Origin of the sequence: Empedobacter sp. UBA7620 (assembly GCF_002484185.1) — a bacterium.
Classification (GTDB): Bacteria; Bacteroidota; Bacteroidia; order Flavobacteriales; family Weeksellaceae; genus Empedobacter; species Empedobacter falsenii_C.
In genome coordinates, this window is sequence record NZ_DLJI01000064.1 from 47,306 (window position 1) to 63,899 (window position 16,594).

General features: G+C 31.3%; 20 protein-coding genes. 10 read left to right on the forward strand and 10 right to left on the reverse strand.

The window, feature by feature from the left end:
- Positions 1–33 precede the first annotated feature (33 nt).
- The 7 genes from B2217_RS16360 to B2217_RS16390 all read left to right on the forward strand — a co-directional run bounded on the left by B2217_RS16360 (position 34) and on the right by B2217_RS16390 (position 6,792).
- Positions 34–1,074, forward strand: coding sequence for an o-succinylbenzoate synthase (locus B2217_RS16360; protein ID WP_180906167.1), 1,041 nt, complete (start codon positions 34–36; stop codon positions 1,072–1,074).
- The gene (locus tag B2217_RS16365; RefSeq protein WP_280046037.1) at positions 1,071–1,682 is read left to right on the forward strand and encodes a DUF1684 domain-containing protein; all 612 of its coding nucleotides are present in this window, start codon (positions 1,071–1,073) and stop codon (positions 1,680–1,682) included. The genes B2217_RS16360 and B2217_RS16365 overlap by 4 nt, the downstream gene beginning before the upstream one ends.
- 1 nt (position 1,683) lies before the next feature.
- Complete coding sequence (locus tag B2217_RS16370) at positions 1,684–2,706, forward strand: AMP-binding protein (protein WP_280046036.1); 1,023 nt, start codon at positions 1,684–1,686, stop codon at positions 2,704–2,706.
- Between the two features lie 141 nt (positions 2,707–2,847).
- The gene (locus B2217_RS16375; protein ID WP_280046034.1) at positions 2,848–3,981 is read left to right on the forward strand and encodes a DUF4932 domain-containing protein; all 1,134 of its coding nucleotides are present in this window, start codon (positions 2,848–2,850) and stop codon (positions 3,979–3,981) included.
- Positions 3,982–3,994: 13 nt separating this feature from the next.
- The gene (locus B2217_RS16380; RefSeq protein WP_280046033.1) at positions 3,995–5,158 is read left to right on the forward strand and encodes a sensor histidine kinase; all 1,164 of its coding nucleotides are present in this window, start codon (positions 3,995–3,997) and stop codon (positions 5,156–5,158) included.
- Between the two features lie 2 nt (positions 5,159–5,160).
- Positions 5,161–5,859, forward strand: a complete 699-nt coding sequence (locus B2217_RS16385) for a LytR/AlgR family response regulator transcription factor (RefSeq protein WP_280046032.1) — start codon at positions 5,161–5,163, stop codon at positions 5,857–5,859.
- 60 nt (positions 5,860–5,919) lie between these two features.
- Complete coding sequence (locus B2217_RS16390) at positions 5,920–6,792, forward strand: tetratricopeptide repeat protein (protein WP_280046031.1); 873 nt, start codon at positions 5,920–5,922, stop codon at positions 6,790–6,792.
- Between the two features lie 123 nt (positions 6,793–6,915).
- Here B2217_RS16390 and B2217_RS16395 read toward each other — a convergent pair whose 3' ends face one another.
- From B2217_RS16395 to B2217_RS16420, 6 genes are all read right to left on the reverse strand, one after another.
- Entirely contained in the window at positions 6,916–7,575 is a 660-nt protein-coding gene (locus B2217_RS16395; RefSeq protein ID WP_180906170.1) for a DUF4240 domain-containing protein, read from the reverse strand.
- A 233-nt stretch (positions 7,576–7,808) separates the two neighbouring features.
- Positions 7,809–8,243, reverse strand: a complete 435-nt coding sequence (locus B2217_RS16400) for a T6SS immunity protein Tdi1 domain-containing protein (protein WP_180906171.1) — start codon at positions 8,241–8,243, stop codon at positions 7,809–7,811.
- Positions 8,243–9,379 (reverse strand): glutathionylspermidine synthase family protein, encoded by a 1,137-nt coding sequence (locus B2217_RS16405; RefSeq protein WP_180906172.1) that lies wholly within the window; start codon positions 9,377–9,379, stop codon positions 8,243–8,245. The genes B2217_RS16400 and B2217_RS16405 overlap by 1 nt, the downstream gene beginning before the upstream one ends.
- Positions 9,380–9,388: 9 nt before the next feature.
- The gene (locus tag B2217_RS16410; protein WP_180906173.1) at positions 9,389–9,778 is read right to left on the reverse strand and encodes a hypothetical protein; all 390 of its coding nucleotides are present in this window, start codon (positions 9,776–9,778) and stop codon (positions 9,389–9,391) included.
- Positions 9,779–9,784: 6 nt separating this feature from the next.
- Positions 9,785–10,063: a hypothetical protein gene (locus tag B2217_RS16415; protein WP_038337307.1), complete on the reverse strand. Its 279-nt coding sequence runs from the start codon at positions 10,061–10,063 to the stop codon at positions 9,785–9,787.
- A 103-nt stretch (positions 10,064–10,166) separates the two neighbouring features.
- Positions 10,167–11,678 carry a succinate CoA transferase gene (locus tag B2217_RS16420; protein WP_180906174.1) on the reverse strand — a complete coding sequence of 504 codons (1,512 nt, stop codon included), beginning with the start codon at positions 11,676–11,678 and terminating at the stop codon, positions 10,167–10,169.
- A gap of 195 nt (positions 11,679–11,873) precedes the next feature.
- Between B2217_RS16420 and B2217_RS16425 the strand changes: the two genes are divergently transcribed.
- On the forward strand, positions 11,874–12,695 hold the full coding sequence (locus B2217_RS16425; RefSeq protein ID WP_180906175.1) for an AraC family transcriptional regulator: 822 nt from the start codon (positions 11,874–11,876) through the stop codon (positions 12,693–12,695).
- A gap of 8 nt (positions 12,696–12,703) precedes the next feature.
- Positions 12,704–13,366: an alpha/beta fold hydrolase gene (locus B2217_RS16430; RefSeq protein ID WP_114999497.1), complete on the forward strand. Its 663-nt coding sequence runs from the start codon at positions 12,704–12,706 to the stop codon at positions 13,364–13,366.
- 39 nt (positions 13,367–13,405) lie between these two features.
- On the opposite strand, the gene truB is transcribed toward B2217_RS16430, so the two are convergent.
- The 4 genes from truB to B2217_RS16450 are packed head-to-tail and all read right to left on the reverse strand — an operon-like array spanning position 13,406 to position 16,197.
- Positions 13,406–14,116: a tRNA pseudouridine(55) synthase TruB gene (gene truB, locus B2217_RS16435; protein ID WP_180906176.1), complete on the reverse strand. Its 711-nt coding sequence runs from the start codon at positions 14,114–14,116 to the stop codon at positions 13,406–13,408.
- 1 nt (position 14,117) lies between these two features.
- Positions 14,118–15,002, reverse strand: a complete 885-nt coding sequence (locus B2217_RS16440) for an undecaprenyl-diphosphate phosphatase (protein ID WP_291067808.1) — start codon at positions 15,000–15,002, stop codon at positions 14,118–14,120.
- Positions 15,002–15,304, reverse strand: coding sequence for a DUF3098 domain-containing protein (locus B2217_RS16445; protein WP_052217597.1), 303 nt, complete (start codon positions 15,302–15,304; stop codon positions 15,002–15,004). The genes B2217_RS16440 and B2217_RS16445 overlap by 1 nt, the downstream gene beginning before the upstream one ends.
- The gene (locus B2217_RS16450) at positions 15,304–16,197 is read right to left on the reverse strand and encodes a cell division protein FtsX (RefSeq protein ID WP_291123257.1); all 894 of its coding nucleotides are present in this window, start codon (positions 16,195–16,197) and stop codon (positions 15,304–15,306) included. Before B2217_RS16450 ends, B2217_RS16445 begins: the two co-directional genes overlap by 1 nt.
- A gap of 106 nt (positions 16,198–16,303) precedes the next feature.
- Here B2217_RS16450 and B2217_RS16455 point away from each other — a divergent pair.
- On the forward strand, positions 16,304–16,594 hold a 291-nt coding region (locus B2217_RS16455; protein WP_291123260.1), incomplete at its 3' end, for an rRNA adenine N-6-methyltransferase family protein.

Below are 16,594 nucleotides of genomic sequence, written 5' to 3' on the forward strand. Positions count from 1 at the left end.
TCGGAGCTCATCATATTTGACTAAATTTGAAGTATGAAAGCAAGTTTTAAACCTTATATTTTGAAATTCAAAAATCCAAGCGGTACTTCGCGCGGCGTTTTGACAGAGAAATTGACCTATCTTTTTACATTAGAAGAAGATGGGAAAGAATATGTTGGTGAATGTGGATTGTTTAAAGGATTGAGTTTTGATGATCGTCCTGATTATGAAGAAAAATTGCAATGGGTTTGTGACAATATTGACTTAGGAGTTGATGAATTGTGGCGTGAATTGCGTGAATGGCCTTCGATTCAGTTTGGTATAGAGCAGGCTTTTCAGAGTATGTTTGCGAATCGTTACAATGAAAATTATACAGATAAATTGAATCCTGATATGTATGAATCAGCTTTTTCGACAGGTGATCAAGGTATTCAAACTAATGGTTTAATTTGGATGGGTTCGATTGATTTTATGCGCGAACAAATCAAAGAAAAATTAGCGATTGGTTTCAACTGTATCAAGCTGAAAATTGGTGTTGATTGGGAAAATGAGCATAAGATTATTCAACAATTAAGACAAGATTTTTCTGCAGATCAATTAGAATTAAGAGTAGACGCGAACGGAGGTTTTACGTTTGAGGAAGCAAAAGGGGTGTTGCAACAATTGGCTGATTTAAAAATACATTCGATTGAACAACCTATCAAAGCAGGACAAGTAGAGTTGATGGCAGAGTTATGCGCTGCTACACCAACACCAATCGCTTTGGACGAAGAATTAATCGGAATTGTTCATCAAGAAGATAAATTCAAATTATTAGAACAAATCAAACCGCAATATATTATTTTAAAACCAAGTTTGGTTGGCGGAATTAGAGGTTCGTTGGAATGGATTAATGCAGCAGATACATACGAAATCCCGTTTTGGATAACATCAGCTTTGGAAAGTAATATAGGCTTAAACGCTATTGCACAATGGACAGCTATTTTATACCCAGAAATGCCACAAGGATTGGGAACAGGCGGTTTGTTTACAAACAATTTCCCAAGTCGATTAGAATTAAGAGGAGAATATTTATTTCGAAACAAGTTAGCATGAATAAAGTAATTATCGCATTTTTTGCAACAATCGTTTTAATGAGTTGTCACACGACAAAAAAAACAATTGATTTAGCTGCAATTCAAAAATATCAAACCGAATTGGCTACTTTTTATACTGATCCTAAAACGACGCCATTGGTAGACGAAGAAAAAACGAATTTCAAAGGGATTACATTTTTTCCGATCAGTGAAAAATATATTGTGAAAGCGAAATTTACGCCAATCAAAGATGGAAAGGTGATTCCGTTTCCTACTTCTGCGAAGAAAATCAAAAATTACAAAGAATACGGAACGGTGACGTTTATGTTGGATAATGTTGAGCAAACGCTTACGGTTTATCAATCTTCACCAATTATGGAGAAATATGCAGACAGCTTGTTTTTACCTTTTATGGACGAAACAAACGGCGTGACGTCTTATGGAGGTGGACGTTATTTGGATTTGACTACAAAAGATTTAGGTGCAAAAGCCAATGAAATTACGTTGGATTTTAACCAAGTGTACAATCCTTATTGTGCATATAGTAAGCATTACAATTGTCCGATTCCGCCAGCAAATAATGTGTTGGATATCGAAATTAATGCAGGTGTAAGTTATCATAAATAGCATGTTGTATTTAGATTTTTCTCGACCTAATTTTGATGTCAACGCTATTCAAGTTACCAATGAATTTGAGCAGTCGGTTAAAGATTTTTTGGTTGAATGGTTTTCTGATTCTGAGGTGATGATTGCGCATACTTCTGGCTCAACAGGAACTCCGAAAGAGATTATTTTGACTAAAGAAAATATGCGTAAAAGTGCGAATATGACGGGAAAATATTTGCATTTAGAGAAAGGAAATTCGGCTTTATTGGTGATGCCTGTTACTTATATTGCCGGAAAATTGATGTTGGTTCGTGCAGTAGAAATTGGTTTGAAATTGATTTGTATGCAACCAACTTCGCATATTTCTCTGGATGAAATTAATCGCGGAATTTCGCAAGGTTTTACTTCTATTGATTTTGTTGCGTTAACGCCTATGCAAGTCGAAAATTCGTTAGATTTTGTTTCGAAATGTCAAAAGTTAATCATTGGTGGAGCTCCTCTTTCGGAGAAAGTGAAACAAGAATTGTTTGCTTTTGAGAATGAAGTCTACGAAACGTATGCAATGACGGAGACGATTACGCATATTGCGTTTAAACAAGTTTCGAATCAAAAAAATCCTAATGCTGAACAAGTTTTTGAAGCTTTTGATGAAGTAACGATTTCACAAGATGAGCGAGGTTGTTTGGTGATTGATACGCCTTATGATGGATTGCAAGTTGTAACGAATGATATCGTTGAAATCGTTGATTCGCGTAAATTTAACTGGATTGGACGTGCAGATAATGTGATTAATTCAGGTGGAATAAAATTATTTCCCGAACAAATAGAAAATAAGCTGAAACCGTTTATCCATTCTGATTTTTATATTACATCTAAAGCGGATGAATTATTAGGTCAGAAATTAATTTTAGTGGTAGAAGGAGAGGAGAGGAGCTTGGATTTTTCTTCGACAGATTTAACCAAATATCAAGTTCCGAAAGAGATTGTTTTCATACCTAAATTTCCTCGAACGGAAAGTGGTAAAATAAAACGACAACAGTTTTAAGCATAAAAAATCATCAAGTAATTGGTGATTTTTTTTGTTTATCGGAAAAAAATAAGTTTCTATCCGATAAGAAATAGACTTTATCGATAATAATTTCATTTACGTTCTTAACAACTTAGATTTGGTTAAAATATATAGAATATGAAAAAAGTAAGTGTAATTTTTATGTTTTTATGTTGTTTTCAGATTGCTTTATCTCAAGACAAAGAAGTGAACTTTGATCAAAGTTATATTCAAGCAAATAATGGACAAACGACAATTGAAATTAATGAAATGCAAGAGTTGGTATATTTGATACTTGCTTTAACTGAAACGGCTAATAATCCCAATATAATTAATCAAACAACTCCTTATTATCAAGAAATTTTGACAGATTTTAAATCATTTTCTTCTCATGAAATTGTACAAGCTTTTGACAAAGAACTGAAAACAAATCTTGTTAATTTTATTTTATTACCAGCAAATGCATATGGATTCAAGTTTGAGGGAGAAAAAATAGTTGCGACAAATGTGTATATTTTCCCCGCTAAGGGAATTGGTAAATTTGAAGTGAAAGAAAATCCAGTTTTAGGTTATATTGATCAATTAGAAGATTTTTCGAAGAAAACAAAATTTAGATCTTTTTATAAAACTCATCAAGCTTATTATGATTCTTTGAAAACAGCATATAAGAATTTTGCAGCCATTGAAAATCAGAAAAATTGGTTAGAACAGAAATTTGATACATCTATTAATAGTTATCGTGTTTTAACTTCTCCATTAATTGGAAGTATAAATGCAACACATACTTTTCAAGATAATGGCTTTAAAGAGATTTTACTTTTTTTACCTACTATTCGTTCAGACAAAGATTGGTCAGCATTATTCCAAAAAGCTATGAATACACGCATTATTTTTACTGAAATTGACCATAATTATGTTGGCCCAGTAAGTGAAAAAAATAGTGATAAAATCAATTCAATTTTTGATAAACGTCATATTTGGGTTGATGAGACAAATAAAGGAACAGCTCATTATCCAACTCCTATTAAGATTTTTGATGAATATTTGACGTGGGGATTGTTTGTGTTGTATGCATATGATACATTTGAAAATAATAGCGAAGTTTTAGAACAATCGATACAAAATGTAAATGATGTGATGGTAAATAAGAGAGGATTTATCAAGTTTAAAGAGTTCAATGAGTTTTTATTAAACCTTTATCAGAAAAACAAAGGAAAAAAGATTGAAACGTTGTATCCGCTATTGTTAGAATGGTCATCTAAACAATTATAATTTGAGCAATTTTATGACACGAAAAGAAACGTCAAAAGGTTATTTTTATACCAAAATAGAACACTTCGATTTCGAAAAGTTTTATACTAAAAAGATGCGTTTTAGTTTGCATTTTTTGATGTGGAGTGTTTTTGGCATTTTATTGATGATTACCTATCAATTGGCCTATCATTTAACTTTTTTTGAAGCTTTAATGATGACGGTTCGAATGACGTCTGTTAATATGAGTGTGTTTTACATTTTTTTCTACCTTATTTTTCCAAAATTTATTTACTTAAATCGATTCAATTCGATTATATACCTGTTATTAAGTTGTATATTTTGTGGATTTTTATGGCTTTTTGTGACTTATTTTTTTTCTAAATTATATGTGCTTTTAGGAATAGATATTAGCAGTGGAGAATTAAAAGGAGTAATTTCTATGAGTGCTCATCAACCATTGAGAGAAGCTATTTCTCCCAAACGTCTGCTTTCTCAAGCAATGATTATTTTTGCAAATTTATCCCCTTTTTTCTTTTTTAAATTGTTGTTCGAAATTTTTAGAGTTTATAATAAAGTGTTGAAAATTCAGAAACAGAAAGCGAGTTTAGAAATAGAAAAAATCAATATTGAAAGAGATTTTTTGAAAGCACAATTGAATCCTCATTTTTTGTTCAATACGCTAAATAATTTATATGGATTAACCATCAAAAAAGATGATACTGCCCCCGAAATGATTCTAAATCTTTCCGAAATAATGAGCTATACATTGTATGAATCTGATACTGATAAAGTGCAATTATCGAAAGAGTTAACTTTTGTGCAAAATTATTTTGAATTAGAAAAGATGCGTTATCCAAATAAAGAGAATATCACTTTAGAATTACCAAATTATGATTGTTCAAATTTTATGATAGCCCCTTTATTAACATTTACTTTTATCGAAAATGCTTTTAAATATGGATTAAAAAACAAAAAGAATCCTTTTTTACATTTAAAAATTGAACTAAAAAACAACGTATTTCTTTTTCATCTTCAGAATGATAAAATGATTGAAGAGATAAGTCATAAAGCTGGAGGTATTGGAACTGAAAATGCTAAAAAACGTTTGCAACTTCTTTATCCATCTATGCATCATCTAACAATTCATGATAAAGAAACTATATTTGAGGTGAAATTAATGATCGATTTGAATTAATTATGAAAAAATTAGCTTGTATCATTCTTGATGATGAACCGCTTGGAAGAGAAATTATGGAGAGTTTTTCTTCGAGAATCTCTTTTTTAGATGTTAAAAAATCATTTGATGATCCGATAGAAGCTATGTTGTTTCTACAAGATAATCCAATTGATTTACTGATTACCGATATCAATATGCCTCATCTAAATGGAATTGAATTGGTGCAGTCTCTTCGTTATCCACCTTCAATTATTTTTGTGACAGCTCATCGTGATTTTGCATTAGCTGGTTTTGACTCCGGTGCTATAGATTATTTGGTGAAACCTGTTCGTTTTGAACGTTTTTTAACTGCTGTTAATCGAGTGAAGGAACGACAAAAAGATATTGACGATTATAAAACATCTGTTCGTGATTTTGTATTCATTAAAGTAAATGGAAAATTAGAGAAAATTATTTTTAATGATATCATTTACATTGAAGCACAAGGTGATTACTTGAAAATTGTTACAAAAAAAGAGACTTTAACTACTTTGTCGACAATGAAATCATTCGAAAAGGATTTAGATTCTTCTAGATTTTTACGTGTTCAACGATCATTTATCGTTAATGTATTGATGATACAATCTTTTTCTGGTCATATAATAGAATTGGAAAATGGAAAACTGATTACTATTTCAGGTTCAAAGAAAGACGAATTATTTAAAATTCTGGGTGTTTAGAAAACGAACTTTGTTAACTACTAAAAATAGCTTAATTTTAGCACTACTAAAACTTATACTGTGGATTACAATCGACTTTTTAATGATATTTTTTTCTTGATTTTTGATGATGAAATGGATGAAAATCAATATCCAATTTGGAAAAGTTTTTCGTTTATTCACAATCCAATTCAGCAATTAATTAAGGCACAAGATTTATTAAATCAGTTACTTCACGAATATCCAAAAGATAAAAAGGCACTTTTTCTGAAAGGAGTTGTTCAGCGCAATTTAAACTTCAACGAAGAGTCGATTTTGTATCTTTTAGAAGCAAAAAAGGAAGATTATTACTTGTATGCAGCGAATTTCTACATTGCCGAATATTATATTCATAAATTGAAATTTGAGGAAGCACAAAAGTATTTGAAAGAGATTGAAATTGTGTATCCTACAAATCAACGTTTTCTTTTCTTATCGATTTTAGTGAGTTTGGAATTGTTTGAGTTTGAAGAAGCAAAGCGTTATTTGAATATTTTATATCAATTGGTTGAGGATAAACAAGTTTTAGAATTATTGAGTAAAAATCTTCAGATTACCGAAGAAATTGTTTTGAAAACCACAAATCGATTGGTCTTGAAAAACTTCAAATTAAGAAGTTTTAATTATAATCTTCAACTCAAAACAAATTTGATTGCTTTTTATAAAAATTTCGCTGATATCGGGGTTAATTTTAATGGAATCAATTGTTTTATTATGGCACTTACCTTAAAGCAAATTACGTTGTATCCTACGTTTCATAATCTTGAACTTTATAATGTTCAAACGATTTTAGATTACATTGATGTTGATAAAAAAGGCGTGCAAATGCGCTTAGAAGACATTGATTTTGAACATGATTTTGTCAAAAATTACCACGAATATTTAGAAGTAGAGATTTTATTGAAAGAGGATTAGTTTTTTAACACAACTACATTTCTCTCAAGGGAATATTTTTGTTGTGATCTGATCTTGAAACGAGTGAAAGATGACTGAGTAGTTTAGAATGATAACTTTATTAAGTTAAATTTAGAAAAAAAACTACAAAAACTCGTCTTCATCATCAAAATCATCTTCCATTTCGTCGTCGTCTGGAGAATAATCTTCTATAAAAACTTTGAATAATCTTGGGCAAATGATTTGTAAATTGGTTAAATTTTCGTCATCCCAATCAAAATCAGGTTTTGGAGATTTTTCGGTATAAAATTTAAAACATTCTTTGTCTACAAAATCAATAATTTTGTGTTCAAATTTTTCGTAGAAAACATCATCAGCGATTAAATGAAAATCTTCAAATTCATATAAATCATCTTCGTTAAAGCCTTCGTTAAAATAATCGGCTAAATTATCAGGATTCAAAATTGCCTTTTCAAACAATTCTTGTCCTTGCGAAATAATCCAATTTTTGAAATAATAGAAATGCGTAGGATCTGTATCGTCATTCATAATACAAGCAGCACACCATATTTCAGGCGAATGTAATGAATACGAATAGAACTCTAATCGAAGTTGAAACCCAATAATGTCCTCGGCAGTTAGATCTTCTAATTCTTGCTCCAAAGCCTTTTCTTGATCTTGCAAATTATTGGCATTGAGCAAAGAATTTTCTATAATTTGCCAAAACAAATCTTCTTCGAGCATACGCGAAATGCGCTCTGTGGGAAGGGTTGAAGAGTTAAACAAATCATCTAAAAAATCCATATTTCTACTTTTTGGTTTGTATTTAGTTGGTTTTGATTCGTGAAAAATTATCTAACGTTTTATTTCTTAAACCTTTAATTGATAAAACATTTTAACAGAATCTTTTTATAATTTATGAAATAAATACGATGAAACCTACGAATTTTTAAACTATTTGCAATTTTTGAGCTAATTATTTGATTTTGTTCCAACTAAAAAAGTCTAATTCGGAGTGAAATTAGACTTTTTAATTTTTATTTATTTAATGTTTTGAAAATAATTCTTTGACCATTTGCTAAATTATTTACTTGAAAAGCTAAATCAGCTGAAATACTTATTAATTCCTCGAAATTAATCTTACTTATATTAGAAGTTTCGTATTTGCCTCCGAGAATAGCCGGAATTATTAAATAATATTTTTCATTTAGTTCTAAATTACCAATTTCTTCCTTGCATTTATTTACTAAATGTTCAAAATTCCAATCAATAATAAAATCATTATCTAATTTTAAACTATTAAAATCTTCTAAATTGATTGCTATTTTTATACATTCTAATTCTTCTGGGCAGATTCTCCAAATTGAATTATCAATGTTTTGAAAAATAATATTTCCAAAATCATTTTGATCAATTATTTTGATAGCATTTACGCCTTTCCATTTCCAATTTTCGTTGATTGTTGTTAACATTACTCAATAATATGCGGAACAAAACGACTTTTATCGGTTGTAATAAATTCGTCACTTTCGCGGAAAGTAATTCCACACGATTCTTGTCCAATAATCCAACTTCCGATAATAGTATAACCCGTATCTTCGTGATGTAAATTTGCTAAAGCTTGATAAATAAAACCTTCTTCACCATATTCGCCCGAAGTTTGTTCAGAAATAGTGCCGTTTTTTACAACTTCTACATTTGCACCTTCACGCGATAACAATGGTTTTTTGACATAATTTTTCATCTCATTCGGCGAATCTGCATAAGCTTCTAACAACAACGGATGATTTGGATATAATTCCCACAAAATAGGCAAAATAGCTTTGTTTGAAAGAATCATTTTCCAAGCTGGTTCTATCCAATTTGCGTTGATTTCATCATTTTTGATGTTGTACGCAAACAACTCGTTCATCATCCATTCCCACGGATAAAGTTTGAAAATATCTGTAATTGGTTCTTCTTCTAAATCAACAAAATTGACATTATTCCAACCGATTTCGTCGACGTAAATTAATTTGGTATTAATTCCGGCTTGTATTGCACAATCTCTGATATATTCGATATTCGTCAAATCTTCTAACGATTCTCTCACGCACGAAAAATGTAAAGTTTCACCATTCAAATAAGGTTTTAACATTTTCCACGTTTCAATTAATTTATCATGAACAGAATTGAATTGATCTTTCGTTTCTCCAAAATAATTCTCCATCCAAAGCCATTGTATAACACCACATTCGAACAAAGAAGTTGGTGTATCAGCATTGAATTCTAACATTTTTAATTGATCATTATCATAAGCAAAATCAAAACGACCATAAATACTTGGCGCATCATTTTCCCATGTATCAATCAAATAAGGTTGAATAAATTTTGGAATTTTAAATTCGTCCAAACGATTATTTTGAATCACATGTTCGACAGCATTCAAGCACATTTCCCATAATTCGTTTGTCGCTTCAAAAATTTTATCCGCTTCTTTTTCTGAAATCGAATAATAATAATCTTCTACCCAATAGGTTTGTTTATTTTCGTCTGTATGATAACCAAAGCCGATATTTTCTAACCTTTCTTGCCAGTTTTCGTCAGCTTTTATTCTTTTTAATTGCATAAAATTTGTTTAAGATGAAACTGAACGAGAAGAAGCAGATTTTCCGAATCCACCACGAACAGTTTGACTTTTGTACGCTTGTGCTTTTGCCGCGTTTGTTCCGACATTAGATTGTTGATGCAAACCTTGACTTGCATAGCCCATTCCACCACCAGTTAAGCTACGAAAAGCCATAAACCAAAGCAACGAACTTCCCATTCCGCCGTGATGTGAACCACCAGAATGCGACGAATAATTTGACGTAACATCTGTGTAAGGCGCAGTAGAATCTGCACGCATATATACCTTTTGCGCATTGTTCGTAACGGGTGCTTCTTCACGATTCATACATGAACTAAGAACCGAAGAAATTAACACTAAAGTTACAACTTTACTTGCTCTTTTTTCTTTTTTATTCATGGTAGATTATTGAATGGTTACGTAAATAGGAATTTTAGTAGAATCGGTAGGTGTATATTGTTTGTGCGTAATCAACGTATCTACTTTTTCTGCAATCATCAAATCGTTTGACCAAATTTTTTGTTTAGTAATATGTAAAACAGAATCGCCTTTTGTTTCGGTTGTTAAAACAACTTCACGAGCCGATTTTTTATCAATTTGTTCTAAATTCTGATTTTCGTTTTGATTAGATTGACACGCGAAAAAAGTTGTCAATGGTAGTGTTATTAAAAGTATTTTTTTCATGTTTCTTAGACTTCTAACAAAGTTACATTATTTCACAAAAAAAGCACAATCCAGAAATTCTGAATTATGCTTTAAAAAAAGTATAGTCTTATTATTTATTATTCTAATGATTTAAAACTAATAATTCTTCTTTTTTCATAGAACCTGTTTGTTTCAATCTTGTGTGCCAAGAGAACGCTTCTTCTAAGATATGTGGCGTTTGACCACCTCTTTCTGCACAAGCTCTTTCGAAGTAAGATAATAATTCTGCTTTATAATCTGGGTGAACACAGTTATTGATGATTTCGATGGCTCTTTCGCGTGGCGCTAAACCTCTCAAATCAGCTAAACCTTGCTCTGTTACAATAATATCTACATCGTGTTCTGTGTGATCTGTGTGAGAAACCATAGGAACGATAGACGAAATATTACCACCTTTTGCGATAGAAGCTGTAACGAAGATTGAGATAAATGCATTACGAGCAAAATCTCCAGAACCTCCAATACCGTTCATTATATGAGTACCAGAAACGTGAGTTGAGTTTACGTTACCATAAATATCACACTCTAAAGATGTATTGATTCCGATAATTCCTAAACGACGAATAACTTCGGCAGAGTTAGAAATAGATTGTGGACGTAAAACAATTTTATCTTTATAATTGTCGATGTTTCCAATTACACGATCGTAACATTCTTGTGAAACTGTCATAGAAGATGCTGAAGCAAATTTCATTTTTCCAGAATCGATTAAGTCAAATGTAGAATCTTGTAAAACTTCTGAATACATGACTAAATCTTCAAAATCAGAATGTTCTAAACCACCTAAAACAGCGTTTGCAACTTTACCAATACCACATTGTAATGGCATTAATGATTTTGTAAGACGACCTTCTTCGACTTCATTTTCGAAGAATTTTACAATGTTTTGAGCGATTGCAGAAGTCGCTTCATCAGCTGGTTGAATGTCTCCAGGAGCATCTTGAATGTCGTGAAAAACAATTCCAACAATTTTAGAAGGATCTACTTTTATTGTTTCTGTTCCAATTTTTGTATCACAAGCAGTGATGTTAATTGGAGTACGTTTTCCATATTCTTCTACACTATAAATATCGTGAATACCTTTGATATTTGTAGGAATAGACGTGTTAATCTCGATGATTAATTTGTCTGCATTTGCAGCAATTTCAGCATTATTACCGATAGAAGTTGTAGGTACTAAAGAACCATCTTCTAAAATTTCAGCAACTTCTAAAACACCTAAATTAATTTTAAATTGTCCATCTAAAATATGTTCAGCAGTTTCTCCTAAATGCTGATCGATAAATAAAACATTACCTGCATTTATATTTTTACGCATTACAGTGTCTACTTGGAATGGTAAACGTTTTTTTAATGCTCCACTTTCTACTAAAGCTGCGTCTGTACCATGTCCTAATGAAGCTCCTGTTACTAAAGTGATTTTTAAATTTTCAGATTTGGCACGCTCCGCAACAGCTTTTAATACAACTTTTGTATCGCCTCCTCTTGTAAAACCACTAGAACCAACAGTCATTCCATCTTCAAAAAATTTGGCAGACTCCTCTGCTGTCATTACTTTTGACTGTAAGTTAGTTAATTTTATTCTTTCCAACATAATGCAACTTTTTCTTTCTAATACTATTCAATAATTGTTCCCTTCTGAACGAAGGGAATTACAAATATTGGATTAATTAATAAAAAGTTAATATTAAAAATAGTCAAATAATTATCTATTTCGGACATTTTTATTTGTGTACATTATACATCATATCAAATAAATTATTATATTAGTTCGCAGATTAAAGAAACTATGAATATACATTTGGATAATAAGTTCGAAACACGATATTACCTAACCGAAATTGACAAATTACCAACCTCAATTTTCTGTTACCATAAGGAAATTTCGGAAGCATACGTGGTAGAACATAAACATAACAAAGCGCAATTTCTTTATTGTGAGGGAGGAATAGTTTATGTAAAAATAGGAAAAGATACTTTTTATTTACCTGCAAGACACTATATGTGGATACCGCCTCATGTGGAACATAGTATACACCCAAATACACCAGAGGTGATTATGAGAAATTTATATTTCCCTATTAATGAAAGTGATAATTCGTTTTATAAAAAAGTAGGAATCTATCCTGCTGATGGATTGTTGTTAGAGCTTTTATTATTTTCTAACCAATGGAAAGGAGATATTGTTCCAGAAAACAGAAGCGAATATGTAATTGCACAAGCTTTTAAAGAAATATTACCTAAAGTAAGCAAAAGTAGTTTACGATTAGCTCTTCCATTACCACACGACGAACGTCTGAAAAAAATCGTTCAATTCTTAGATGATAATATGGATTCTTCGATTACAATGAAGAAAATTACAGCCGAATTCGGTTTCTCTGAACGATCATTATCACGATTATTCCAAAAAGATTTGAATATGACATTTGTTCAATATTTCACTATTTTAAGAATGTTACGCGCTTTACAATTGTTAATTGATAATACGTATTCAATCAGTGAAATTTCGACAATGGTTGGTTACAATAGTTTACCAACATTTAGTAATACATTCCAAAAAGTAATTGGAGTTCGTCCAACAGATTACTCAAAGAAAAAAGATATATTATAAATTAAGGTATGAAAATTTATCAAGTAAGTGGATTAGGCGCAAACGCAAATGCTTTTCGAAATCTACGCTTGGAACAAGATTTTGAGCAAGTTTATATTCCTTGGTTAGATCCAGAGAAAGATGAAACTTTGGCTCATTATACCGAAAGATTATTAGATAAAATAAATCCCACAGAAGATTTTCTTTTGATGGGATTATCTTTTGGTGGAATAATTGTGCAGGAAATGAATCGTTTTATTAATCCAAAACATACATTTCTGATTTCGACAGTGAAGAATAGGGCAGAGCTTCCGAAGTTATTTCGATTCTCGGCTTCTATTAATGCACACAAAATAATTCCGATGAGTTTCTTAACTTCGGATCGGACATTTTCGTACATGATGATGCGAAAATTATATTATACTGATCGAGAAAAAGATAATATTGACGATATTTTTGAGTTTCGAAACAAAGAATATTTAAGTTGGTCGATTCATAAGATTGTAAACTGGGAACATTCTACAGCTTATCACGAAGAAAATATCACACATATTCATGGTACAAAAGATATTGTTTTTCCGATTGAATATATCAAAGATGCAATACAAATAGAAGGCGGAACACATATTATGGTGATGCAAAAGCCAAAATTAGTGAGCGATGAAATAAATAAAGTATTAATCACTTTATAACTAAAAAAAGCTTGAACATTTGTTCAAGCTTTTCTGATTTTATACTTCTTCTGTTGTATTTTCTTCTTCAAAATAGCTTTTTTCTAAAGCGAAATTTTCAGCATTGATGACATCAAATTCGCCAATTTTTGTACGACGAAGTGCTGTTAAATATCCACCAGAATTGACTGCTTTTCCAAAATCAAAAGCCAAAGAACGAATGTAGGTTCCTTTGCTACAATTCACTTCAAAATCGACAAAAGGTAAATCTATTTTTGTAATTTTAAAATCGTGAATCGTTATTTTACGTGCTTTACGTTCTATTTCTTGACCTTCGCGAGCTAATTCATACAAACGTTTTCCATCTACTTTTACTGCTGAATGCATTGGTGGAAATTGTTCAATCTCTCCAATAAATTGCTTCGTTGCTTCGTGAATGATTTCTTCTGTGATATGTTCAGTAGGAAAAGTATGATCTTCTTCCGATTCCAAATCATATGTAGGCGTCGTTACACCTAATTTAATTGTACCAGTATAAGTCTTTTCTTGCGCCTGAAATTCATCAATGCGTTTTGTCCATTTCCCTGTACAAACCAATAAAAGTCCAGTAGCTTTTGGATCTAAAGTCCCAGCATGTCCAACTTTTATTTTCTTTAAGTTATATGCTTTTCTAATGTTCCAACGAATCTTATTTACGACATCAAAAGATGTCCAATCAAGTGGTTTATCAATCAAAAAAACGTGACCTTCTTGTATTTTTTCTACATTCATCTTATTTGTGCTGAATCATTGTAGTTTCTACTGAAGCGGCATTATCTTTTTCTGCTTGTGTTGGAGAATTGTAAGAGAAATAAATCAGTAAAATAATACCGATGATAATTCTGTACCAACCCCAAAATTTGAAACCGTATTTTGTTAAAACTGCGATAAATGTTTTTACTGCGATTAACGCCACAATAAATGCGACAACATTTCCAATTACAAATAATATAATATGGTTTTGATCTTGCAAAATCATTTCGTAACCTCTCATTGGTGTTGCAGTATCTTCTCCCCATGTTTTCACAAAAACAGAATAAACTGTAACCGCTAACATTGTCGGAACCGCTAAAAAGAAAGAAAATTCAGCAGCTGCTTTACGCGATAAACCTTGCGTCATACCACCAATAATAGAAGCGGCAGAACGAGAAGTTCCAGGCATCATCGCTAAACATTGCCAAAAACCGATAATAATTGCTTGTTTTAATGTAATATCTTTTTCATCATTAATTTTAGGATTTTTGAACCATTTGTCTACAAATAATAAAATGATACCTCCGAAAACTAACATTCCAGAAATAGCAACTTGATTTCCTAAAACAGCTTCGATTTTATCATCAAATAATTTTCCTAATATAAGGGCAGGAATAACAGCACAAGCTAATTTGATGTAAAAATTGAAATTGAAATTTTTGAAGTCAAAGAATTTTTTCCAATATAAAACGACGATTGATAAAATTGCTCCAAATTGTATAGAAACTTGAAACATTTTTAAGAATTCACTTTCTGGCATTCCCATCAAAGCTGCTGTGAATCCCATGTGTGCTGTAGAAGAAATTGGTAAATATTCGGTAAGACCTTCTATAATAGCAATGATAATTGCTTGTAAAGTATTCATTATTTTTCTTTATTCGGATTGATTAAAATGGCATAAATCTCGACTATGAAACCTACGACAACTAAAAATGGCGCTAATCTAATTCTACGAAAAGAATAGATTTCATCGTTCCAATAATTTGCATCCCACGTTCCATCTGGCCTTGTGTTGGCGTCGTGTCCTGTCATTAATAAAAATCCAAGACCAATTAGCGCAACACCAATTGCCATGAAAATGTAATTTCTTTTTCCAAATAAAAAAGTAAAACCAGCATCATTTGTAGATGCTGATTTTTTTGTTGTATCGATAGAATTTGATTTCATTAATAAAGTTGATCAGTTTTTAATCTTAAATAACGCCATGCAGCAAACAATGTACTGAAAACGGCAATAACAACTCCAATTCCAATTAAAATAAGGATAAGTGGAGTAAAGCTTGGATTCCAAAGTACTAAACCAACTTTTGTTGCTAAAATGTACCATAAGAAACCTAATCCTACCGCTGCAATAAATGCTGCTAAGAAACCTAAAACTGCGGCTTCTATCAAGAAAGGTTTTACAATAAAACGTCTACGCGCACCAACTAATTGCATTGTTTTGATGCTGAAACGTTTTGCATAAATTTTCAGACGAATAGAGTTGTTAATTAAAACGACTACAATCACTAAGAAAATAACAGCAAAAATCATAATCCAGAAAGTAATTTTGTTGATGCTGTGGTAAATCGTTACCATCGCTTCTTTGTCACTTTTTACTTCGTCTACAATTGGATTTTTTGCCAATACCTTATTAATAGAATCAATTTGTTCAACTGATTGTATTAATGCAGGGTTCAATGTGATTTGAACTGATGCAGGGAAAATACTTTCTTCGAAGAAATCGCTACCATCTGTACCCAAATCTTTTTTCGCAATTTTAGCAGCTTCTTCTTTGCTGATGTACTGTGTAGCCTCAACAAAAGAATACTTCACCTTCAACGAATCGATATAAGATTTCTGTAAATCAAGCTCCTTATCTTTTAATTTTGGATCTTCGACATCTTTAAAATATGCCTCGATTTTTAACTCTCTTTTTAGATGTTCTGCGTAACTTTGTGCATTAATGACAATTAAGCCGAAAATACCTAATAGAAATAAAACAAGCGAAATACTAATCACAACAGTGATGTTTGAAGATCGCAGTCTTTTTTTCTCAAATTTATCGTTCGTTTTTGACATTTGGGTTAATTTTGGGGCTAAGATAAAAAAAACTTATTTCGCAAGAAAGATATTCCGTATATATTCTACGGTAAGTTGGTTAAAGAAAACTTAAAATTTAGAATTTTTGAAAGTAAAAGCTAAAAAACATTTAGGTCAGCATTTTTTGAATGACGAAAATATTGCACGAGACATCGCCGAAGGGTTAACTTGGGAAGGCTATGATCGTGTCTTAGAAATTGGTCCAGGAATGGGCGTGTTGACAAAATATATTTTACAAGCAAAGAAAAATATAGAGGTTGTGGAGATTGATACAGAATCAGTCGAATATTTAAAAGAATATTATCAACCATTTTACCCAGGATTTAAAATTCATTCCGAAGATTTCTTAAAAATGGACTTTTCATCAAAGTTTGAT